The organism is Paenarthrobacter nitroguajacolicus (assembly GCF_007786235.1).
GTDB classification, from domain to species: Bacteria; Actinomycetota; Actinomycetes; order Actinomycetales; family Micrococcaceae; genus Arthrobacter; species Arthrobacter nitroguajacolicus_A.
Genome location: NZ_VNFK01000024.1, coordinates 26,623 through 49,857, shown reverse-complemented (window position 1 = coordinate 49,857; position 23,235 = coordinate 26,623). Strand labels below are relative to the sequence as shown.

The 23,235-nt window shown below is 61.0% G+C and carries 15 protein-coding genes; 7 read left to right on the top strand and 8 right to left on the bottom strand.

The window, feature by feature from the left end:
- Nucleotides 1-63 precede the first annotated feature (63 nt).
- The 8 genes from FQP90_RS21325 to FQP90_RS21290 all read right to left on the bottom strand — a co-directional run bounded on the left by FQP90_RS21325 (nt 64) and on the right by FQP90_RS21290 (nt 8,437).
- On the bottom strand, nt 64-1,089 hold the full coding sequence (locus FQP90_RS21325; RefSeq protein ID WP_144653064.1) for a LacI family DNA-binding transcriptional regulator: 1,026 nt from the start codon (nt 1,087-1,089) through the stop codon (nt 64-66).
- Between the two features lie 102 nt (nt 1,090-1,191).
- Nucleotides 1,192-1,932, bottom strand: coding sequence for a cupin domain-containing protein (locus FQP90_RS21320; RefSeq protein WP_144653063.1), 741 nt, complete (start codon nt 1,930-1,932; stop codon nt 1,192-1,194).
- On the bottom strand, nt 1,929-2,864 hold the full coding sequence (locus FQP90_RS21315; RefSeq protein ID WP_144653062.1) for a PmoA family protein: 936 nt from the start codon (nt 2,862-2,864) through the stop codon (nt 1,929-1,931). Before FQP90_RS21315 ends, FQP90_RS21320 begins: the two co-directional genes overlap by 4 nt.
- Nucleotides 2,861-3,964 carry a Gfo/Idh/MocA family protein gene (locus FQP90_RS21310; protein WP_144653061.1) on the bottom strand — a complete coding sequence of 368 codons (1,104 nt, stop codon included), beginning with the start codon at nt 3,962-3,964 and terminating at the stop codon, nt 2,861-2,863. Before FQP90_RS21310 ends, FQP90_RS21315 begins: the two co-directional genes overlap by 4 nt.
- Before the next feature lie 2 nt (nt 3,965-3,966).
- Nucleotides 3,967-5,268, bottom strand: a complete 1,302-nt coding sequence (locus FQP90_RS21305; protein WP_244296919.1) for an ABC transporter substrate-binding protein — start codon at nt 5,266-5,268, stop codon at nt 3,967-3,969.
- A 45-nt stretch (nt 5,269-5,313) separates the two neighbouring features.
- Nucleotides 5,314-6,237, bottom strand: a complete 924-nt coding sequence (locus FQP90_RS21300; protein ID WP_144653060.1) for a carbohydrate ABC transporter permease — start codon at nt 6,235-6,237, stop codon at nt 5,314-5,316.
- On the bottom strand, nt 6,230-7,153 hold the full coding sequence (locus FQP90_RS21295; protein WP_144653059.1) for a carbohydrate ABC transporter permease: 924 nt from the start codon (nt 7,151-7,153) through the stop codon (nt 6,230-6,232). Before FQP90_RS21295 ends, FQP90_RS21300 begins: the two co-directional genes overlap by 8 nt.
- A 258-nt stretch (nt 7,154-7,411) precedes the next feature.
- Nucleotides 7,412-8,437: a LacI family DNA-binding transcriptional regulator gene (locus FQP90_RS21290; RefSeq protein WP_144653075.1), complete on the bottom strand. Its 1,026-nt coding sequence runs from the start codon at nt 8,435-8,437 to the stop codon at nt 7,412-7,414.
- Between the two features lie 248 nt (nt 8,438-8,685).
- Between FQP90_RS21290 and FQP90_RS21285 the strand changes: the two genes are divergently transcribed.
- From FQP90_RS21285 to FQP90_RS21255, 7 genes are all read left to right on the top strand, one after another.
- Nucleotides 8,686-12,381 carry a carboxypeptidase regulatory-like domain-containing protein gene (locus FQP90_RS21285; protein WP_144653058.1) on the top strand — a complete coding sequence of 1,232 codons (3,696 nt, stop codon included), beginning with the start codon at nt 8,686-8,688 and terminating at the stop codon, nt 12,379-12,381.
- 269 nt (nt 12,382-12,650) lie between these two features.
- Nucleotides 12,651-14,003, top strand: a complete 1,353-nt coding sequence (locus FQP90_RS21280; protein WP_144653057.1) for an MFS transporter — start codon at nt 12,651-12,653, stop codon at nt 14,001-14,003.
- Nucleotides 14,004-14,012: 9 nt separating this feature from the next.
- Nucleotides 14,013-14,927: an alpha/beta hydrolase gene (locus FQP90_RS21275; RefSeq protein ID WP_144653056.1), complete on the top strand. Its 915-nt coding sequence runs from the start codon at nt 14,013-14,015 to the stop codon at nt 14,925-14,927.
- A 44-nt stretch (nt 14,928-14,971) separates the two neighbouring features.
- Nucleotides 14,972-17,326, top strand: a complete 2,355-nt coding sequence (locus FQP90_RS21270; protein ID WP_244296917.1) for a family 78 glycoside hydrolase catalytic domain — start codon at nt 14,972-14,974, stop codon at nt 17,324-17,326.
- 423 nt (nt 17,327-17,749) lie between these two features.
- The gene (locus FQP90_RS21265; RefSeq protein ID WP_144653055.1) at nt 17,750-18,628 is read left to right on the top strand and encodes an alpha/beta hydrolase; all 879 of its coding nucleotides are present in this window, start codon (nt 17,750-17,752) and stop codon (nt 18,626-18,628) included.
- Nucleotides 18,629-18,959: 331 nt separating this feature from the next.
- Nucleotides 18,960-21,212 (top strand): glycoside hydrolase family 3 C-terminal domain-containing protein, encoded by a 2,253-nt coding sequence (locus FQP90_RS21260; RefSeq protein WP_167510541.1) that lies wholly within the window; start codon nt 18,960-18,962, stop codon nt 21,210-21,212.
- Between the two features lie 191 nt (nt 21,213-21,403).
- Nucleotides 21,404-23,203: a hypothetical protein gene (locus FQP90_RS21255; RefSeq protein ID WP_167510540.1), complete on the top strand. Its 1,800-nt coding sequence runs from the start codon at nt 21,404-21,406 to the stop codon at nt 23,201-23,203.
- Nucleotides 23,204-23,235: the final 32 nt, after the last annotated feature.

Here is a 23,235-nt window from a genome sequence, read left to right as displayed (position 1 = left end):
CCGGACGCAGTGGCCAGACGTTGCCCGCAAGCGAGGACCGTTGTACAAGGAAGTCCAATAACGTTAGGCCCCACGGACCGGTCCCACCGACTCCCGAACAATGAGCTCCATCGGGTCAAGAATCAGCGCTTCGGGCGTTGCCTGCGTCCCGCGAATTCTTGCAACAAGTTCGCGCATGGCACGTGTACCCAACGCTTCAAGATCCATATGCACAGAAGAAAGCGACGGCACCAGGTACGACGATTCGGCCATGTCGTCCCAACCAAACACGCTGACGTCGCGCGGGACGGAGATTCCGTGCTCATGGAGGGCGCGGATGACACCGATGGCCATCTGGTCGTTTGCGGCAACCACCGCAGTGACCTCGCTGAGGGCAGCAATTTTCTTTCCGGCCGTATAGCCTGAGCCAGGAGACCAATCACCGGGGGCGATCCCCACCGAGTTCAGGCCTAGTTCGGCAATGGCTTCCTCATAGGCTGCTTTGCGGTTTCGGGCGGAGGGCCATGCAGACGGTCCGGCAACGTGGAAGAAGTTCCGGTGGCCCAGAGAGGCCAGATGTTCCACGATTTTCCCAGCGGCTGTGCCATCGGCCAGGCTGCCGCGGGCGCGCATCTTGTTGTCGTACTCGCCGGCCACCACCAGCGGAACACCGGAATCCAGGACCGCTGACTTGGGCCGTGGCACAAACGATAAAATGCCGGCAAGGTCCTCACCCGCGAGTAAGGTCTTCAGTTGAAGGGCACGGGCTTCGGCCGTGCCTTCCATGGCCACTACATCCACCCGGTAGCCCGCTGCGTGGGCGGCGCCGGCAGCACCGCTGAGCATCCGCGCCGGAAAGTACAACGATGCTTCCGGTACAACCACCACGACGCGGTAACGCTCGCGCGATCGCAGGGATCTGGCGGCGAGGTTCGGCGAGTAGTTGAGCTCGGCCAATGCTTTTTCCACGCGTTCCAAGGTGCTGGCTTTGAGGGCAGTCTTGTTCTTGAGGTAGCGCGACACCGTCTGATGTGAAACACCGGCCAGCTCAGCGACGTCATAGATCGTCGGGGCCTTGGTCTTGGCCCGGCCAGTTGCTTCCTGCACCATTTGGTGACTTCCCTTTCACGCGGTGATCCCGGCGTTGCGGGAGGGATCGGGCTCCAGCTTATTCCCTCCCGCCGCCGGCTTTGCCCGCTGGCAGACTTTCGATCAGAGTACGCGGCCGGTATCCCACTTTTGCAGCGTGCCGCACATCCCGAAGATCGCGCCTGGGCGGTTGGCATCCGACCGGGCGACCGTCGCGTCAGCGAAGTGGCTGAACTGCCCTTGGGCGAGTTCGTCCAACCATTCAGCTGTTCGCGTCGATTCCGGAGCTATCGTTTCCTCCCACAGTGACTTCCATTCCGGTACCCGTGATTGGATGAGCCGGACGGCATCTTGCTGGAACGTCGTCAGATACTCCACTTCGCCGGCAATGGCTGCTTCCTTCAACCGTTGGTAGCCGGCCAGCGCCGCGTCCCGCCTGGCGCGGGCGGCGTCTTGGAGGGAGTCCGACGGCGCTCCTCCAGTAAGCGAAGCGGTCCTTGCGTATCTGACGGGGTCGGCGACGATTTCGGCGTCGAAAGTAAGCACGGCATCGCCGGCTTCGGGCAGCCCTCCGTTCTGCATGATGGCCAGGATCTCGAGATCTCCGTCGTTCACCAGACGGTGGATGGTTCCGGGGCTGAACCAGAGAACATCGTTCGCCGACAATTCGAAGGAGTCGTAGCCGGAGGTCCGGATGGTTTCCACCCGGCCGGTTCCGGCCAGCACGAAGTAGCCCTCAGTGGAAGCTGTGTGCATATGAGGGGACCCGCCACACGCACCATCGGCTGCTTCCCAGTCGTAGACCTTCAAACGAGTCAATCCCACGCCGCCCGGGAACGGCGCCGAGAGCTTGGTCGTAGTCATGCGCCGGCCTTTACAGGCTCAGCCTGAAGTGTCTCAGCCGCCAACGACGCAAGGTTGGCCAAACGCTCTTGGTCCGAGTCGCCGTCGGCAATCACCACCGCGTAACGGTTCACCATGGTGCTGCCAGCAGTAAATGTCACCTCCTGGCTGAAAAACGGGGCGGGGCCAAAGCAAGCAAAAGGTTCCGACCTCGCGAACCACTCGGGCGGGTGTTGAGCGTTGGTCGTGGCGTCGGCGATCAACACTGTGGAGTGCCGGCAACTGTCATCGTGCTGCCCCACGAAGGCGAGCCACGGTCCGCGGGTTCCCCTCAGCGCTTCGCCGGTGGCACCGCCTGGACCTTCGATCCGGCCGCCGGCGAATTCGCGGGGCCCCCGCCAGAACAAACCACCGTAGCCCGCATTGTCCCGCCCCTCGGTGGTGGGCGAGCCGATCTGGACGTCGCGACCGGAAACGTTGGTCATGGCCGTCTCAAACACGAGGGTCCATGCATCACCCCCAGGCCCCGGTTCGATCCGGATGGTTCGGATTTCGTCCACAACGTGTTCGCCGGGCTGGGTCCACCAGCTCAGTTCATGCGAGAACCGGAAGCCGCTACCCGAAGCACCGGCTTCGAGAACGCGTTCGTGGCGCATGCGGCCATTGTTGGGCAGCCAGGTGTAATCGGTCTTTTTGCGGTAGCTTGGCCCACCCCAGAAGTTGTCGTCTCCAAAATGCGGGAGTGACCAGGCGAGGCCTTTATGCCATACGTGGTCCCAGGGACGGTACACGCTGACTGTCTCTCCCGCTGTGGTGCGCAGCGGATGAAAGAACGGCCGGGGCGATTCCCGCTGTTCGTCGGTGGCATCGTAGGTGTACGCAGCGATCTCCAGATCGCCGAGGGACACCGTCAGCGATTTTTCATCGTCGTGCCAGCTGATCGTGTTGCTCATGCGTTCAGTGCTTCCTCTTGTTTCCACGGTTCCAAGTGGCCGTCCATGCGGGTGAAGAACGGGCTGATTTCATTGATCTGCCCGCGGGCTATGGTTGTCCCGCTGACGCTCGAGGCATAGATCGCCGCGGCCAGTTCCATGGTGGCGTACGCATCCGAGATCGAAACCGGCGGGTGTACGCCATGCTGGATGCTTCGTATCAATGCTTGGTACTGCGCGGCATGGCCGCTGGCTAGGTCCTCACCTTGCTTCCAAAGTTCGACGGCGTCCTCCTGCCCGGGTGCCGGCGTAACCGTCCAGTTGTTGTCGCTGTAGCCGTACAGGTGCTCGAGTTCCACCGTGGCGTTCTCGAAGTCCAGGCGCATGTAGGAGGTCTCCCGTGGGGAGATGACGGAGTTGATGATGGTTGCGATGGCTCCGGATTCGAAGCGCACCACGGCAGCGGAGGCATCTTCAGTGTCTGTCCTCCTGGCAAGCTTTCCCGCGAAGGCGGTGACCTCAGCCCACGGTCCCCAAAGGTGCAGGAGCAAATCGAACTGGTGAATGCCGTGCCCCATGGTGGGGCCGCCACCTTCAACATCCCAGAGCCCGCGCCATGGAACGTCAAAGTAAGGCTGATCACGGAACCACAGGGTGTTGCAGGTGCCCACGAGCGGTTTGCCCAAGGCGCCCGATTCTTGGAGGGCGAGCAGCCGTTGCGCACCTGAACCGAACCGGTGCTGGAACACGCAACTGAGCTTCCCCTTTGAGGCAGCTTCTGCCTTCTCCAGCTCCCGCATCTGGCTCAGCGACAACGCCGGTGGCTTTTCGATGACGGCGTCCAGACCGTAGCTGAGAGCTTCTAGCGCCAGCGGAAAGTGGCTGGAAGGCGGAGTGCAGATGGCCACGAGATCCAGCCTGCCTCCGTCAATAGCTTCTGCGAGGCTGGCAGCCGTGCGGGTGATGCCCCACTTCGCGGCAAATGCTTCAGCCCTGGACGCATCGAGGTCTACCGCGACGGCTAGTTCTACGCCCGGCTGTTGCCGCAGCGCCTCGGCGTGAGCATTGGCGATGCCTCCGGTGCCAACAAATGCGACGCGGATTTTCCTGGAGTCAGTCATGGCTACTTTCGGAGGGAAGAGGATAGTTCGTCGATGAACGGCTGGGCGGCTTTCTCAGGTGTGGTGCGTTCGAAAAGAATGTCCGAGGTATAGCGGCTGAGGATGTCCACGATGGTGCTTCCACCTGCCGGGGTGATCGGCGGGGCGGGGCGGACATCCTTGGAGATGGAGTCAGTAAAATCAATCGCTGCTTTGTCCGTGACCGACAACTTGGGGGCGATGGCCTCCCGGATTTTGGTGTTGGCCGGAATACCACGTTCGGTCAACATGATGTCGCCGGCGGTCTGGCTGTTGGTCAGATAGTTGAGGAATTTCTCTGCCGCCTTCTGGTGCTTGGTCCGGGAAGTTACGGACCAGAACATGGAAGCCTTGTAATAACCGCCCCGTTCCTTCGCCTGGGACTCGCCGGGCAGCCGCAGCAACTTCAGCTCTTGCCCACTGGCGGCGGAGTAAGCGGTCAGCTGCGTGCTGAACGCCCCCGAGAAACCCATCTCGTTCTTAGCCATGGACGTCTGGTTCAAAGAGGCTGAAGTATTTTCGATGATGGCGGATGGTTTTGCGGCTGCACCGGACTTGGACAGTTCCTGGATGTTCTTCCAGAACGAGATCAGCGTCTCGGGCTTAATAACCACTTTCCCGGACTCGTCGTAGATTCTGTCGCCCTGCTGGCGGGCCCAAATGTAGAGATCACTATCGCCGTAGCCAACACCGACGCCCGTGGCACCGGTGCCGCTCTCGCTGATCTTTTGTCCAATCTCTTTGAAGTCATCCCAACTCCAGGTGGTGTCGTCCGGCATGGCGACGCCGGCCTTTTGAAGTACTGCAGGGTTGGCAAGGACGCAGAAGGAGGCCACGCCGGTGACCAGACCGACGAGTTTGCCGTCCACCTCGCCGTTCTTCAACGTGTCGCCGGCAATACCGGAGGTGTCCAGATCGAGCTTTTTCAAATCCAGCAACGCTCCGCGATCGCCGTACTCGCGGACGTATTTCTCGTCCATCTGAATGATGTCCGGAGCATCGTTGGCCGCGACTTGGGTGGCGAGCTTGTCCCAGTACCCGTTCCAGTCGCCGTACTCGCCTACCACCGTGATGTTTGGATTTTCGGCGTTGAATGCATCAATAACCTTTTGGGTGGCCTTTTGCCGTGCATCACCGCCCCACCAGGAAAAGCGGATCGTAACTGGTCCCGTTTCCTCTGCGGCGGGGGTGGCGCCGGTACCGCAGCCGGTCAGGACCAACGCGGATACGGCGATGGCAGCGGAAAACTGAATCAGGTTGCGACGTGATGGTTGAATGTTCATCATTGACCTTTCATTGTCAGGATTTGTGTCGTCTTCGACACGTTTGTGCTACTTGATACCTGTTGTGGCGATGCCCTTTACCAGGAATTTCTGGCCGAGGAGGAATGCGATGAATACGGGAAGCAGGGACACGATGGACATAGCGAACATGGCACCCCACGACGTTGAGGCAGTGGCGTCGATGAAAGCCCGGAGGGCAACAGGGACAGTGAACATGTCCGGATCCGTCAGGTAGATCAGCTGGCTGAAGAAGTCGTTCCAGGTCCAGATGAACGTGAAGATGGTGGTAGTGGCCAGCGCAGGGACCATGAGGGGCAAGATCACCTGCAGGAAGATCCGGGGATGGCCGGCACCGTCAATCCTTGCCGCCTCGTCCAGTTCTTTCGGGATGCCTCGGATGAATTGGACCATCAGGAACACGAAGAACGCGTCCGTGGCCAGGAGCTTGGGTACGATGATGGGCCAGAACGTGTTCACCCAGCCGATCTGCGAGAACAGGATGTACTGGGGCACGATCACCACATGGAACGGCAGCATGATGGTCAGCAGCATCGCCCCAAAGAGCCATTTCTTGCCTTTGAAGTTCAACCGGGCGAACGCATAGGCCGCCATGGAGCAGGAAACCAGATTCCCAATGATGCAGCCCAGGACCACGATGGCGGAGTTCAGCAGGTAGGTGGAGAAGGGGTTCGCCAGCGCGTTCCAACCGTCACTGAAGTTGCTCGCCTCGAACGTTGTGAGCCAAAGCCCTGGCTCCCTGAAAATGAGGTCGTTCGGCCGAAGGGATGACACCACCATCCACAACAGCGGATAGATCATCAGCAAAGCCGAGATGATCAAAATGACGTGCTTCAGCAGAGCCCGGATGCGCGTGGATGATTGGCTCTTTGGCCGCGACGACTTCCGGGGAGGAAGCTTGGCTTCCCTCCGTGCATCACGCGATGGGCTTGGAAGGGCTTGGAGTTTAGTCATCGTAGAACACCCAGAACTTTGAGGCGTAGAAGTTGATGGCGGTGAACGCGCCGATAATGAGGAGGAGTACCCATGCCATGGCCGAGGCGTACCCCATGTCGAACTGGCCAAAGCCCTTCTGGTAGAGGTACAGGGTGAAGAACATGGTGGAGTCGGAGGGACCTCCTGTGCCACCGGAGACGATGAACGCCTGAGTGAACGATTGGAACGCCCCAACAATCTGCAGAACGAGGTTGAAGAAGATGATGGGGCTCAGCAGCGGCAGCGTGATGCGGAAGAATTGACTTGCTTTGCTGGCGCCATCCACCTGCGCTGCTTCGTAGTACATATGGGGAATCTGCCGCAGGCCGGCCAGGAAGATGATCATAGGGCTGCCAAAAGTCCAAATATGCAACAGGATGATGGTGCTCAGCGCCGTGTTGGGGTCCGAGATCCATCCCGGGCCTTCAATACCGATCAGTGCCAGAAATTGGTTGACCAAGCCCGTGGTGCCGAAAATCTGCTTCCACAGAATGGCGACGGCTACTGAGCCGCCCAGGAGGGAGGGCAAGTAGAACACCGAACGATAGAAGGGCAAGCCCCTGATCCCCCGGTCGAGCACCATCGCGATGAGCAGTGCCACCGCCAACTGCAGGGGAACGCCCACCAGAACGTAGATGAAGGTAACCCGGAGCGAGTTCAACAACCGGGCGTCTTCGAACATTCGGACAAAGTTATCCAAGCCGACGAACGTCGGTTCCTGAAGCAGGTTGTAGTCGGTAAAGGACAAGTACAGGGATATCAGCATGGGGCCTAAGGTGATGGCGACCAGGCCCACCAGCCATGGTCCCAGGAAGACCAGCGCGGCCTTGGTGTCGCGCCCCTCTGACTTGGAGCCTTGGCCCTTAAGCTTCCCGAGCTCTGACAGTGCACTCATTGTGCAGCCTGCCCATTGGGTGCCGGACACGATCTTGTGGCCGGAGGTGAGGAGAAATCCATTGTTTCCTAACTGGGACGATCCATCGCATCTGTGCGGATCGAAGGTCCTTGAAGGCGGAGCCGGCCCCCCGAGCCCTCATGGATGGGCGGGTGAGTCGTGAGAGTTCGAATCACAGGAAAGTGATCGGTAACAAAAGTATTGGTGATCGTTCACTTTCCTGTCAATACTTTTGGATTCCCTTTTTTGGGACCGCTCTTAGCCGCTGATGGTCGGCGCCTCGCCGACGGAGTCCCGCCAGATAATTCGATTCAGTGATCGCGTCTTTAGCTCGGGTGTTTCTCCCGCGAGAAAGGCGATTACCTTGGCCATTGCGTTGCTGCCCAGCTGCTCAAGATCGTTGTTCACGGTGGACAAGGAGGGGATCAGAAACGGGCCCATTTGGGAGTCATCCCAGCCCGTGACGCTGACATCAGCCGGCACTCGCCAGCCGCGCTGGTGGGCACCTTTTATCACTCCGGAGGCAACAAGGTCATTGGCGGCGATAATGGCACTCGGACGCCCTGCTTCAGCCAGTGAAGCGACTGCCGCCATGCCCGACTCCCCCGACCAGTCGCCGTCGTAAACCCCCACGGAGGTTAGGCCCATCTCCTTCAGCGTTTGCAGATACGTCCGCTTGCGGGCGCGCGCCGACGCAAACTGGAGGTCTCCTGCGACGTGAAAAAAACGCCGATGGCCCAGCGCAGCCAGATGCTCGATGATCCCGCCGATGGCGGACCCGTCGGCGAGTTCACCGATACCGCGCATCTCATCGTCGAAGTCGCCGGACACGACAATCGTAGTGCCGGGCAAGATCTGCTCCTGGGCGGCAGGGAGGATCGGCGCGAAAGAGAGTACGGCCTCGAATTGTCCGGAGTTGACGATGTCCACCAAGCGATCAGTCCGTGATCGGGCGCCACCTTCGAAACTCAGGACATCAACGACGTAGCCCGCATCATGGGCTGCAGCACTGGCTCCCGAAAGCAGGCGCGAGGGGTCGAATGCCAGCGTGGGTACGAGAACAGCCAGGCGCCCGTTTTTTCTCGTCCTCATCGAGCGCGCAACCAAGTTGGGACGGTAGTGGAGCTCGCGTATTGCAGCCTCGACGCGACTACGTGTTTCAGCTTTGAGGCCACCGGGTTCACGCAGGAATCGGGACACTGTTTGATGAGAAACGCCCGCTAGGTGAGCTACATCCCTGATCGTAGGACGCTTGCTTAACCCGGATTCCGCCGCTGTTTCCATAGAAACATCTTGACAGAAAAGGTGATCGTTCACTAACTTGAGTCCATCTTGGCCTGCCCGCACGGTGTGAGCGTGCCACGAGTTCTGTCATTCGGGCATACTGCAGCGCCCGGAACCCCAGCCTGGCTTGACCACTACCGCCATACCCACCCTGGCGTCGATTCCACGGATGATTCCCAGCAACAGCCATTTTCTTTTGCAGCTGTAATTAGTGAACGTTCACCCAAAATAGAGGAACCGGAGAAGCAATGGAGCTTGAGAAGAGAAACCGCGCCCGATGGTGGGCGATAGCAGCCCTCGTAGCCGCGCTGATATGTGGGGTGATCCAGCCCGCCAAAGCGGCCGAAGCAGGTGTCTCCTACTATGTGGACGCCGTAGCCGGGAGTGACTCTGCCGACGGGCGGTCCGCGCAAACTGCCTGGCGCACCCTGTCCAAGATGAATTCGGTGGTTCTTCAACCTGGGGACGACGTACTCCTTCGCCGCGGGTCCGTATGGGCCGGTGAGCAACTTGCGCTGAAAGGTGCCGGCGCCGCCGGGGCGCCAGTGACCGTCGATGCTTACGGCAACGATGGAGCCAAACCGCGCATCAAGACCGACGGCGCTCACCCTGACGGCTTATTGCTATGGAACACCGACTACTGGGAAGTGCGGAACCTCGACGTCAGCAATGCCACCTTCGCCCCGGACCCGGTGGCGTACAACGCTGCCGGCAAGGCGGGCGACTTCCGCGGCATTCACATCGGCGGTGACGACGGACGCGAGCACCACCACTTCGTCCTTGACGCTGTGGATGTCCACGACGTCACGGGAGAAGTGCGTTGGATCGGCCAGCGCACTGGCTATACCCCGCCCAGTGGCATCACGTTTGGCAACGGATGGGACAGATCCAAGAACACTGGCGGCATTCTGGTGAGCGGCAGCGTGGCTGACGTTTCCAACCCAGGAGCCACCGCCACCACATTCCACGGCATTGTCATTGAAAACAGCACGGTTCAGAACACCTCGTTTGGCGCCATCACCATCAAGCAGTACACCGGCGACGCACCAGGCGCAGTGGCCACCGGATGGGGCGACCGAGCCGACGAAGCCGACCCACGCTTCAGCCCACACACCGACATCATCATTCGGAACAACTACATCACCCAAGCGGCAACCGCCTACGGCGCCAACGGTATCTACGTCACCGGCGCCAAGAACGCCCTGGTGGAACGAAACCTCGTCGACAGGGTCGGAACTTCAGGCATCGAGTCGTACAACACGCACAACGTGGTCATCCAACACAACGAAGTCAACTACACCACGGTTAAGGCCGGCGGCCAGGATTCCAATGCCATCGATACCGACATCGCTTCGACTGACCAGGTTGTCCAGTACAACTACGTTTACGGGAACGGAGAGGGTTTCCTGATCTACCAACAGCGGTTCGGGGACTCCATATACCGCTATAACGTCGTGGCGGAGAGTAAACGCTCCCAAATACACATTGCCAGTGAGAGCATCGCAACCGGCTCAATATACAACAACACCATCATTGACAGCGTCGGCTACATGATCAACGGCTCAAGTGGCAGATACACGCTGCAGAACAATATTTTTCACAGCACCTCCGGCTACGCAGTCTCAACGGGTGGCTCGAACATCTCATACGCCGGAAACCTGTACTCGGGAGTTGCTCCCCGACCACAGGAAAGCGCCCCCTTCACGGCCACGCCTGGATTCTCGGCCGCGCCACTGACACCGCCCGCGTCAGGAACACCCCGCGCTGCCGACCTGACGCAGGCGCTGCGCCTCATCCCCACAGCCGGCGCACGAAGCGTCAATGCCGCGGCCACAATTGCCGACAACGGTGGCGAGGATTTCCGTGGCGTCCCCTTGTATCAAGGCGCCCCGGACTTCGGCGCTTTCGAATACAAGACACCAGACGAGCAGCTCACCGAGACCGTCGTCGGAGTGGTCAAAAGCGCTGCCTCCGGCAGCCCGGTCCCGGGCGCGGTCGTCACGGCGGCCGGAACCACAGGATCCGCCACTACCGATCTCGATGGCTGGTACGCCCTGGCCGGGGTGCCCTTCGGCCCGGCGATTGAGATCTCCGTTGAACGCAACGGCTTCGCCAATGCCCGGCTCAGCGCTGCCGTAGCCTCGGGCACATCCACACGTGCGGATGTCGCCCTGGTCGCAACCGCCACCAAGGGCACCATCAGCGGTCAAGCGGTGGACGCCAACGCGCAACCAATCGCCGGCGCCCGTGCAGCCGTGCAGGATGCACAAGGCGTCGAGAAGGCCACCTCAGTCACTGGTGTCGACGGAACGTTCACGCTGGAAATACCCGCAGGCACCGAGTACACCGCACTGGTCACTGCGGATGGCTACCTGACGGCCGTGCGCACAGGCATTAGTGTTGAAGCCGGCCTTGATAAGCCACTCGGAAGCATGATGCTCTCTGGCCGCGACGTCTCGTACGAAGCAATCGTGGACTTTGAGGCCTTCCCGGTCGGATCCGCTTCAAATGTTGCCCCATTGACCGCGGCCCAACAGAACGGCACTGTGACCATCAACGAGGACGGGACCAACCAGTTCGCACGTCTCAACCGTGCCGGCGGCGCCGGAAGTGCAGCCCCGGCGACGAGCCTCAACTACGTCTCCCCTGCCCCGCTGACAGGAATCATCACCGTCGAGCAAAAGGTCCGCCGGCCGTCGGGCCAGCCGTCCACGCAGTTCTTCGGGGCGCCCTACATCCGAAATGCTGCTGGCCAAAACCTCATCAGCGTTGGTTTCTCAAATGGCAACATCAGTGCCTACAACGGCGGAACGTATCAAGCTCAGGTCGCGACATACCGCGCCGATCAGTGGGTACACGTGAAGGTCATCGCAGATACCAACACCCAAACGTACAGCCTCATCATCGATGACCGTACAGTCCTACAGAACGCTCGCCTAAGGAACCCCGTAGGCGCCGGCATCACTACCATCAGCAACTACGCGGACGGTCCCAACGCCGGCATCCTCGACGTCGACGACCTGCGCATAGCCCACGGCATCGGCTATACGCCCTCCGAAACATCGCTCGCCTCGCTGGTTATCGCACCGGGAGAACTCACACAAACCGGCCCCACACGATACCTGCTCACCTTGGCCCCAGGAACCCAAACCGCAGTGGTCAAAGCAGCGGCGCTCAGCCCGTTCGCGCAGAAAGTCACCGCGAATGGAAGCCCCATGCCGGCAGGCGGGGAGGGAGTCAGCGTCCAGACCGGCGCTCCCATCACAGTGGAAGTGACGGCGGAGGACGGCAGCGTCGTGGGATACGCAGTGGATGTACGACTTCCAACCCCGCTGACCGACGACACGGCAGAAGTGCTTGCAGGCCAATCCGTGACAATCGATGTCTTGGGTAATGATGGCGCAACACCTGCGCTCGACCCGGGCACTTTGGCCCTGTTGAATACCGAAGGCACCGCTGTCCCGGAACTGCGCACCGATCAAGGCACCTACATTGTCGAATCCGGCAAAGTAGTCTTCAGGGCTTCGACGGACGGATCCGGGCAGCTTGAAGGCGTGCGATATCAAGTAACCAACGCAACAGGCGCGACGTCGACCGCGAACTTGGTGGTCACTGTCAAGCCTGCTCCCATTACGGAACCTGCATGGTCAGGCGCCACTGCCTACGTGACCGGGGATCGCGTTTCATATCAAGGCCGCGTGTTTGTGGCGCAGTGGTGGACCAAGAACCAGGCGCCGGGTGCCACTGCGACTGGCCCTTGGGCGGAGGTCGGGGCTCCCGTTGCTTGCAGCAATGGTGGCCACGTCGCCTGGACAGCCTCGTGGATCTACAAGGGGGGCGAAATCGTCGCCCACGATGGCCAACTCTGGCAAGCCAAATGGTGGACACGCAATCAAGTGCCCGGGCAGCCCTCCGGCCCTTGGAAGGCCGTCGGAAGCTGCTAGCCCGATGAAACGATGGCGGCGGTCCTACCTGAAGGGGTGGGGCCGCCGCCTTCTTCGTTTATGGGAGCTGCGCCGTGGCAGGCCCGCCTCAAGTAATCGTTTGCCCGTGGAGGTCGGCGTCGTGGGCTGCGGCCTGACTTTATTTTGGCAGGTTTTTCCGAAATTCTTAGTCCACCCACATTTTCGTGATACTCTCCTCATATCAAACTCTTAGTCGAGTTGGATTTTGACGCGGACGAGGTTCCGCTCTGATCAAGGAGGATCAACAGATGTCTATATCTGGTTCCGGCTTCGGTGAAATTTCCCGGCCTGCTGACACTGCGTTCGTTGCAGCCGTGGTTGACGGTGAGCGGGTAACTGAACCCATGACGCCCACCATGCACGAGCCGCCCCAAAGGACGAGCCGTCGAGGCATCGCTGCGATCCTCATACTCACCTTCGGCAATGGATTTGCCACGTTAATGCCTCCCCTGGTGGCGTTGCCAGTGATCATCGGGCGAATAGACCCGGAAGGTAAAGCCAACTCGCTAGGCCTTGCCCTGGGCTTGTCGGCTCTTGCACTTCTGATTTTTGCCCCCATTTTTGGAGCCGTCAGCGACCGAACCACCAGCAGGCTGGGGATGCGCCGACCCGGCATCATCGGCGGCACCCTTGTGATCGTGGGCGGTCTGTTCACACAGGGAGTTGCGCAGAGCCTTCCTGTGCTCATCGGCGGTGTCGTCCTGATGGCATTTGGCGCGGCGATTCTTACCGGGTCCTACGCCGCGCTGATTCCTGATCAGGTGGCTCCCGCCAGTCGGGGACGCGTCCTCGGGTTCCAGAGCCTGATGCTCGTACTGGCCGGCGTTTCGGCCGCGTTTGTTGGAGCCGAACTTCTCGACAACCAAGTGGCGCTCTTCGGAGGCGGTGCGGTGCTCATGATTGTCACGTCAGCGATTGCTGTAGTCCTTCTGCGTGACCGCATCCTGGACAAGAACGAGGTGTCGCAACTTCCGGTCCTGCGCACGCTGGTGGAAGGCTTCCGTTACAACCCTAAATCTGCCCCGAACTACTCCTGGGTATGGGCAAGCCGGTTCATCATCACGTTGAGCACCACGTTCGGGGGATTCTCCCTTTACTTCATGACCGATCAGCTCGGCGTCACTGAAGAGCAACTGCCTGGCCTGATTACCCTCTCCACCTTGGTCAACCTCGCAGGTACGGTTGTCGGCACCTTGGTCGGTGGATTCATCTCGGGCAAGCTGGGCCGCCTCCCGAACCTCGTCATCATCGTCAGCGTCATTTTTGCAATTGGCGGTGTCCTGGCCGCGTTCTCAACGACTGTACCCATGTTCATGCTTGCCCTGGGCATTATCGCTTTGGCTATCGGCTCATTCCTTCCGGTTGACGGGGCCCTCGTGATGGCCGTGCTCCCGGGCGGCAAGGGCGAGACCGGGAAGTACATGTCAATCATCACCATTGCAGACCAGCTCCCCCGTTCCATCGGACCGTTGCTTGTGCCGGCGATCATCGCGTTGGGCGCCGTAGTTCCGCTGGGTGGATACTCCGTTCTGTATATCGTCATGGGCATTGTCGCCGTCGCTGGCGGCCTGATCGTTCGCCGCGTCAAGAATCTCGGTTAGGAGACGAAAATGGTTGACTTCACGACCCAGACCGCACGCTCTGGTGCAGTCGGGACATTACTTACTAACGTCCTTGCTGGCGGCGCAAGGAAACGCGAAGGTCAGAGCTTTGACCTGCAGGCGGCGCGCCGACAGTCCCTGAAGCAAAACAAGTACTTTGGAACGCCACGAGGTGTGCAGGTCACCGACGAGATCATCGCAGGGGTCCCCGTCGTCCGGTTCTCGTCGGGAAATGCGCACCGGGGAACCGTACTGACCTTCCACGGCGGCGCCTACGTCCTGGGCAGCGCCCGACTCTTCTCCATCCAGGCATGGAAGAACGGCGGCCCCGACGTCGTCAGTGTCGACTACCGCCTCGCTCCGGAGCACCCATTCCCGGCAGCTCAAAATGACGCACTAGCGGTGTACCGAGAGCTACTCAGCACCGTCGGTGCAGACCGAATCGTCGTCACGGGAGATTCCGCTGGTGGCGGTCTGGCACTCACCCTCCTGCAGGCTGTTGCCGCGGAACAACTGCCGATGCCTGCAGCGCTCATCGCTGTCTTTCCTTGGGCGGACCTGTCATTGAGCGGGGAGTCGTCGACGACCAATAACGGACGCGACATCCTTGTGCGCTCCGAAGTCGAGATCTCGGCCCGCTGGTACGCAGGGGACCGTGAACTTGATGATCCCGCAGTATCACCGTTATTCGGTTCCTTCCGCGGGTTCCCCCGAACCTATATACCGATCGGATCCAGGGATCTTATCCTCGATGATGCGCGCCGCGTCGCAGCGAAAATGGAATCCGAAGGCGTTGACGTTCAGCTCGACATCTTCGACGGCGCTCCGCACGGCTTCAACGCCGTACCCTTCAAGGGAAGCCGCCAGTGCAACGCCCGCGCCCGCGCCATCATCGACGAAAAGCTGCCGCCGAAACGGCCTTAGTCGCGGCCGCCAAGACAGCCCCCACCCCCAGAGAGAAGACTTTCGTGACGACAGCAACGGTACCGTCAAGAGATTCGGCCTGGCCCGATCACCCTAGTGAAGAGGCCCAATTTATCGCAACCGACGTCGTCTCCGACGCCGCACCCCTGTTCCGACGAACCGTGAGACTGGCAACGTCCCATGGTCCCGTCGAACGAGCAACTTTGAAGCTATCCGCGCTCGGAGTCTGCGAAGCCTTCCTCAACGGCCATGAGGTATCTGATGAGCTGCTCATACCGGGCTGGACAAGCTATGAATGGCGGCTGAGATACAGGGAGCTCGATGTCACCGACATGGTGACCGACACCTTGACGGTCGCCATCATCCTCGGAAACGGATGGTACCGGGGACGCCTTGGTTGGGGTGAAGGGGCGGCGCCATATGGAGATGAACTAGCAGCATATGCCGAGCTCAAGGTCTTGTACTCCGACGGATACGAGGAGGCTTTCGTAACCGATGCGTCCTGGAAGAGTCATGACGGCCCGGTAACTGCTAACGACTTGTACGACGGCCAAAGTATCGACGCCCGTCGGAACGCCACGGACTGGATGTATCCGGAATACGACGATCGGGAGTGGGCCGGAGTACACATCCTCGAGGTCGATCAGAGGATCCTCACTCCATACATAGGTCCGCCCATCAGGCGCCAGGAAGAGATAACCCCACGATCGGTTACCAGTAGTCCCAGCGGATCAACCATCGTCGACTTCGGGCAAAACCTCGTCGGGTGGGTGCGTGTCAAAGTCTCCGGACCCGAGGGGTCGATCGTCACCCTTCGACACAGTGAAGTCCTTGAAGCGGGAGAGGTTTGCGTCCGTCCATTGCGCACGGCTCATGCAACGGACCACTTCACGTTGAGCGGAGGTGACGACGTTTTCGAACCGACCTTTACGTTCCACGGGTTCCGCTACGTCGAAGTCACGGGGTTGCCCGAGAACGTCGATGTAGCTGCCGACGGCACGTTTACTGCCGTTGTTGTCGGCTCGGATCTGAGCCGAACAGGCACGTTCCGGTGCTCCAACCCGCTCCTGAACCGCCTTCACGACAACATTGTGTGGAGCATGCGCGGCAATTTTGTCGATGTGCCAACGGACTGCCCGCAGCGGGACGAACGCCTGGGCTGGACTGGGGACCTGTCCGTCTTTGCCCCCACCGCCGCTTACCTCTACGACGTAAAGGACTTCCTTCGCGATTGGCTTCAGGATCTAAGCATCGAGCAAGCCCACCAGGGAGGCATCGTTCCAGTCGTAATTCCCGATGTTTTGAAACGTATGACGACCGCCGGCCTGCCCCCGGTCGACTCAACAGCCATCTGGGGAGACGCTGCCGTCTGGGTGCCATGGGCGTTATGGAGTGCATACGGAGACCCCGTTGTGCTTGAAGAATCCTTCGACTCAATGGCCGCGCACGTGAGGCGCGTCCGATCCCTCCTTGCCCCCTCAGGACTCTGGGATGGAAGCCTGCAATTCGGCGATTGGCTGGACCCCGACTCCGACCCGGCACAGCCATGGGCAGCGAAAGCCGATCCCGGCGTAGTCGCCACCGCCAGCGCCTACAGAAGCGCCATCATCACCTCCCAAACCGCGCAAATCCTGCATCGCTCGAGTGAGTACGATGAATTTGCAGACATGGCATTGCGCCTCCGCGAAGCCTTTCGCGAAAACTATGTGCAGAATCAACGCATTCACAGTGACTGCACCACTGCCTACTCCCTCGCCATCATGTTCGGTATCCTCGAACCAGATGAACTCAGCTGGGCAGGTCAGCGACTCGCCGAGCTCGTCGATCAAAGCGGCTACAAGATTTCGACCGGATTTGCCGGGACCCCCTTCATCAACGACGCCCTGACACTCACAGGCCACACCAACACGGCATACCAGCTCCTCTTGCAACAGCACTGCCCCTCGTGGCTCTACCCGGTCACGATGGGCGCAACAACAGTCTGGGAGCGATGGGACTCCATGCTGCCTGATGGGTCCGTCAACCCTGGTGAGATGACGAGCTTCAATCACTATGCCCTCGGTGCAGTAGCTGATTGGATGCACCGGATCGTAGGGGGAATCACCCCCTTGGAACCCGGGTACCGCAGGATCCTTTTCTCGCCGCAACCGGGTGGCGAGCTGACGTGGGCAGAAAGCGAACTGACAACTCCCCACGGCAAGGCAAAGATACGCTGGGCGAAGACACCCGGCGGCTTCGAAGTTGACCTGACAGTGCCCACCGGGACCACAGCCATTCTGCGGCTACCCGGCCGATCCGACATTGAGCTCCAACCGGGCACCCACTCGATCAACTCCAAGACCGCAGAATCCCCTGCCCTTGAGATGGCGACAGGCTCGGTGCCGGGAGCTTCATCGTGACCTCTCAAGCCTGAGCGTGGAGACTCCCGTGATTGGTTTACATCGGAGAAGTCCAGAAAGGCAGAGTGCACGAATTTGTTACCAAACTCCGAAATTCGTGGTAGGGTCCTTTCAATGAAAGTCCAAGTATAGTTGGAATTTCATTGTTGTCCTCTGGGATAAGGGGTACCACGTTATATCGGGCTCAAGTTCAAGGTCGGAAGCATTCCTCCCAGCGGATGGGTTTCGGCCCCGTCGGCCAGTACCTCCACCGTTCCTGAGCTCTGGCCCTCACTAGCCCCGCTGTTGTTAGGCGTCTCAACGGCCCCGTTCCGCGGAATAGCCGGCACTACACCACCTACACCTCATCCCACTCGACGTGGACTGCAGACTTCTCCCGGCACAGCCCGCGACATCCTGCGTTGCCGTAGAAAAGGAAACATCATGACACCCAACTTGCTCGCTTCAGAAATCACGATCGAGGATCTTACGATCGAGGGCCCGCACGGGGCTATCCCGGTTCGTACGTACCTGCCTTCCACAGCCACGCGGGGACTCGTGTGGGTTCACGGCGGCGCTTTTGCCTTCGGCGACATAGACCAGCCCGAAAGTGATTGGGTGGCCCGCGAAATGGCTGCCCGTGGTGTCGCCGTCGTCACGGTCGACTACCGCCTGGCAGCCGTACCGGAATGGGCTTCCGCCGCTCTGGGGGCGCCGGTGCGTGAAGGGGTCCTGTTCCCGGTTGCGTCCGAGGAAGTCACCGCCGCTTTCACTTGGGCCAGCACACTACTACCCGGAGTGCAGCCGAGCGACTGGTCACTGGGTGGCGCAAGTGCGGGCGCCAACCTCTCTGCAGGAGCAGCTATGCGCTTGCGCGACGAAGGAGTTACGCTACCGCGTACCCTGTTACTGGCCTACGGGCTTTTCCATGCCGAACTTCCGCCCCTCCAAGCTGAGCTTGCCGCGAAGTATGCAGGGCTGCCGCTTGAGTACGCCGTCTTCACGCCTGAAGTGGTGCAGCTTATCAACCTCAATTACGTCGGCGATCCCGCGCAGCTCTCCAATGCCTACGCCTTCGCCGGCGGCCACACGCTCGAGGGCTTGCCGCCTACGTTCCTCCTCAACTCTGAGGCCGACAGTATCCGAGCCTCTGGAGATAAGTTTGGCGCCGAGCTTGTTGCCGCAGGTGTCGACGTTCTCATGATCTGCGAGAAAGGGACTCTGCATGGTCATCTGGACAATCCTGATTCGCCTGCCGCTGTCCGGAGTATCCGGCGCATGGCGACATGGCTGACTTCTGACCTGATCACGGAGCAGGGCTGATAAGCGCTCAGAGCCTGCAAACGGACTCTTGGCCACACACTCGGGACGTCCTTGGCGGTCCAGACCATAGCCTCGCAACAGATCCATACACCTCTAGAACAACGGAGTTTTGCGAATGATGGAAGCAGCACCAGCGCACATCACGACTGGCCGCCACAGATCTGGCGAACTTACCGATCCGTCTTCTCCCGAGGGGTTCACGTTGCGCCTGTCGGAGCAGGAGAAAGCGACGCTGGTTGTCGGGCAAAATGCCACTGAAACCCACGGTGTTGACCGCTTAGGCGTTCGACCGCTACGAATGGTCGACGGCCCACACGGAGTCCGGCGCCTTTTGGATCCCAGTCAGGGCTTCCTTGCGGCAGCGCACCCCGCGACCTGCTTCCCGACGGCCGCCGCGCTCGGGGCCACCTGGAATGTGCGGTTGCTCAAAGAAATTGGTCACGCCCTGGGACGGGAAGCCGCCGCACAGGACGTCGACATCCTTCTTGGCCCAGGAGCGAACCTCAAACGAACGCCCATCGGTGGCCGGAATTTCGAGTATTTCTCCGAAGACCCGTTGTTGTCCTCGTCTCTTTCAGCTGGATGGATCCTAGGCGTTCAGGCGGAGGGCGTTGGTGCGTCGTTGAAGCACTTCGCTGCCAACAACACGGAGCAGCGTCGCTACGGAATTGACGTTCTCGTCGATGTTCGTGCACTTCGCGAGCTCTATCTCGCCAGCTTTGAACGGGCCATCATTGATGCACGGCCCGCCACGGTGATGGCCGCCTACAACAAACTCAACGGCATCCATTGCACCGAAAACTCCTGGCTGCTTCGTGATGTCCTCCGCAATGAATGGGGCTACACGGGAGCTGTCATCTCCGACTGGGGGGCTGCCTTCGACGGCGTCGCCTCACTGGAAGGCGGCACGGACCTCGCCATGCCCGGCCCTCTGAATGCTCGGGCGATCGAGGAAGCCGTCGAACGCGGTGATATTTCGCATGAGCGCCTGGACGCTGCGGCTGGGCGCGTTCTGGCCCTGGGCGGGCATCTGCCCGCACGGAATGCAACCCTGGATCCAGATTTTGCGGCGCACCACGCCCTGGCACGCCGGGCGGCAGCTGAAGGCACCGTACTGCTCAAGAACGACACCGGGTTGCTTCCTCTCTCAGGCAAAGAAACCGTCGCCGTCATCGGAGCCTTCGCCTCCGAACCGCGCTATCAAGGCGGAGGCAGCTCGCAGGTGAACCCGACACGCCTTGAAAACCTGCTGGACTCAATGAGGCAAGCCCTCGGAGACCAGCACGTGACGTATGCACCAGGCTATGACAGGACCCTCGTCGATTCACCTTCAACACTGCACCTGGAAGCTGTCGTGACCGCTGAGTCAGCCGATGTCGCCATCGTCGTCATCGGGCTGCCCGAGGCTTTCGAGTCGGAAGGAACCGACCGGGTCCACATGGAGCTGCCGGCGGCACATAACCACCTGGTGACGGCCGTCGTCGCGGCCAACCCGAATACCGTCGTGGTCCTGATGAATGGTTCTCCTGTTGAGATGCCGTGGCGTGACCGTGTCCCTTCGATCGTTGAGGCTTATCTCGGCGGGCAGGCCGGCGGTTCGGCACTGGCTGACGTACTCGTCGGAGCGGCCGAACCCGGTGGACGCCTTGCCGAAAGCTTCCCGGAACGATATTCGGACCATCCGGTGTCCCGGCTCCCCGCCGGCCCCGCCCAGACCGAGTATTGGGAAAGCATTTACGTCGGATACAGATACTTTGATTCTGCCGGCCTGGATGTGGCCTTCCCCTTCGGCCATGGTCTGTCCTACACGGCGTTCGACTGGTCCCCCATCGGCCCGGGTGCCAGCAAATTTGACGGAACTGCAGAGACACCTGTGACTGTCACCCTCCGGCTGACGAACGTGGGAGCGCGCCGAGGATCCGAGGTTGTGCAGGTGTATGTCCGCGACGTCCAATCGTCGGTGTTCCGTCCCCGACAAGAGCTGGCAGCCTTCGCGAAGGTCGAGTTGGCCCCGGGCGAACACGAGGACGTTACTCTGTGCTTGGAGCGCCGCGCTTTCTCCTTCTGGGACACAGAACGAGCCGCCTGGGTGCTGGAACCGGGCGAGTTTGAGATTCTGGTGGGCTCATCGTCGCGGGAGGTGAAATTCTCACATGTCGTCACTGCTCAGGGGCAGCCGGAGGCAAGTGCCCGAGATGCCGCCCCCGCACCGTACCTCAATCCCGGTGTCGGCAAGACATTTACAAGGCCAGACTTCGAAGCACTGTACGGAAGCCCACTCCCGCCGAACGAGGTTTCCAGTCCCTTTAATATGGATACGGCACTGCGGGACATGAGACACACGGCCGGCGGCGGCCTCGTCTTCCGGTTGATGCGCAACGCGGTGGTGCGAACACTCGGCCTTACCAAAGATGATCCGCTCAGCGCGATAGCAGATGATGTCGTCGGGCAAATCAACTTCCGGATGATGCCCACACTGACCGAAGGGACCATCACCCCCAAACGCGCCACACGGATCCTGCGGTGGCTCAATTGGGTCAACCGGCAGAGCGGCTGGCCGTTTAGGCACACGACCCGACAATAGACCGTTCGTGGAGCCAATGAGCTCCGAGAACACAGTGCTCACGCGCGCTTTCGGGCCGTTGGCCCGGCCCGAAAGTGCACATGACTCGTTCACGTCAAGAGTTCATGCATGCTGCTCCTTGGCGCTCTCATATAACCGCCCACTGTGGCTGCAGTTCCCCCACCCATACGACCTCGACGATGAGGATTTCCATGACACCTGAACAGCCCTTATCCACCATGTTCAAAGCGCCCGAGCCTGAGCCGGTACACCACTCGACCCCCGAGGAACTTGCCAGGCAAAGGGTCGCGGCATCATCTCGCAACAACCGCGGGCCGCTTGTCGCAGGCGGATTGCTGCTTCTGCCGCTGGTTCTCGCAGGAGGATTCCTCCTCGTCAACGACCAAGTGGCCGCAGGAGCTCAAGCGCTCTCTGCAGGAACTCAACAACTGAAGGACGGCAGCAGCAAACTTGTCGAGGGGACGGGCAACCTGCAACAGGGTTCCAAAACGCTTGCCGAGGGTGCTGGCGCAGCTGCGAGCGGCGCGGAGCTCCTCGCAGCTGGCGGTGCAGGATTAGACCAAGGGGCCCAGGCGCTTGCCCTTGGCTCTTCGGCCGTCGCAACCGGTGCGGGCGCGGTGAGTAGCGGCGCGACCGCCCTGACCTTTGGGCTTCAAAAACTGTCCGAGGGGGCGGGTGCCGCATCTGCCGGAGCGTCGACTCTCGCGGACGGCGCAGGTTCCCTGTCGTCCGGCACCAACGCCCTTAGCAGCGGTGCCGACACGCTGGCAAGCGGCGCGGGGACACTTGCCGAAGGCGCTTCCGCCCTGGACACCGGCGCCAGCGCCTTGGCAAACGGCGGGCGGGAACTCGCCGCCGGCGCGTCTGGTGTTGCCGGAGGCGCAGGGACGCTCGCCGTCGGCGCGACAAACCTGGAAGCTGGTTTCCAAGAACTCCGGACGGGCACCGGAAGCCTTCAATCCGGCTCCGACGCGGTGAAGGGCGGCATTGAAGCAGTGTCGACAGGTATCAACGGGATAAGTTCGGCCTTGGTCGAAGCCTCCGTGGTCTCAAGTGATACGACCTCTGCTGCAACCGAGGTGGACAGGATCGCTACTGTTCTCAGCTCACTTTCCGCCGGCCACGTCCTTACCAACGAAGACGTCGCATCCTTGAAGACCATAGCTGCATTGTCACCGGCGGTTAAGGCCGGCGCAGCGGGAACGCAGCAGTACATCGCGGGGGCGAACCAAGGTCTGACTCAGATGCAGTCTCAGATCACCTCCCCGGCGGGGCTCCTAGCGGGCGCCGGCAGCGTTGCAACCGGGCTGTCGGACGTGAACACCGGGCTTGACACCGTCCTGCTTCCCGGCGCTTCTTCCCTGAAAAATGGTGCGGTCGTCCTCTCAGCGGGCGCAACCAGCCTGGCAGATGGTGCCTCGACCATGTCTACAGGATCGGCATCCTTGGCAGCAGGAGCCGCCTCCGTATCCGGTGGCGCCGGCTCGGTCGCCGCGGGCAGCGACGCACTTGCGGCAGGCAGCCGCGACGCTGCGGCGGGGGCCTCTGCCCTGGCCTCGGGCGCCAGCGCACTGGCAGATGGGAGCGGCGCCGTTGCGCTGGGTACTACGGCAACAGTGGAAGGTGCAGGGCAACTGAGTGCTGGAGCCTCAAGCCTGTCCGAGGGAACAGAAACGCTGGCCTCTGGCGCTTCGACCTTGGCGGACGGCACCATGTCCCTCGCCAGCGGAGCCGAGGCGCTGTCCTCGGGTACTGCAGCCCTGGCAAGCGGTTCAACAGAGCTCGACAAGGGGACTCAGGCCGTTCACTCCGGGACAACCGCCTTGGACGCCGGTGCCAAGGCCGTAACCGATGGATCAGCCCAGCTCGCCAGCGGGGCGACGACTGTCAGCTCATCCCAGCTCGGTCCCGTCCTTGCGGCGGCCTTCCTCCTCTTGGCTTTGGGCGTGATCGCGGCGCTGGTCCGGCGCCGCTTCCGAACGCGGAGCTGAGCCAGACAGCGGCGCCCAGGCAGATCGGGCGC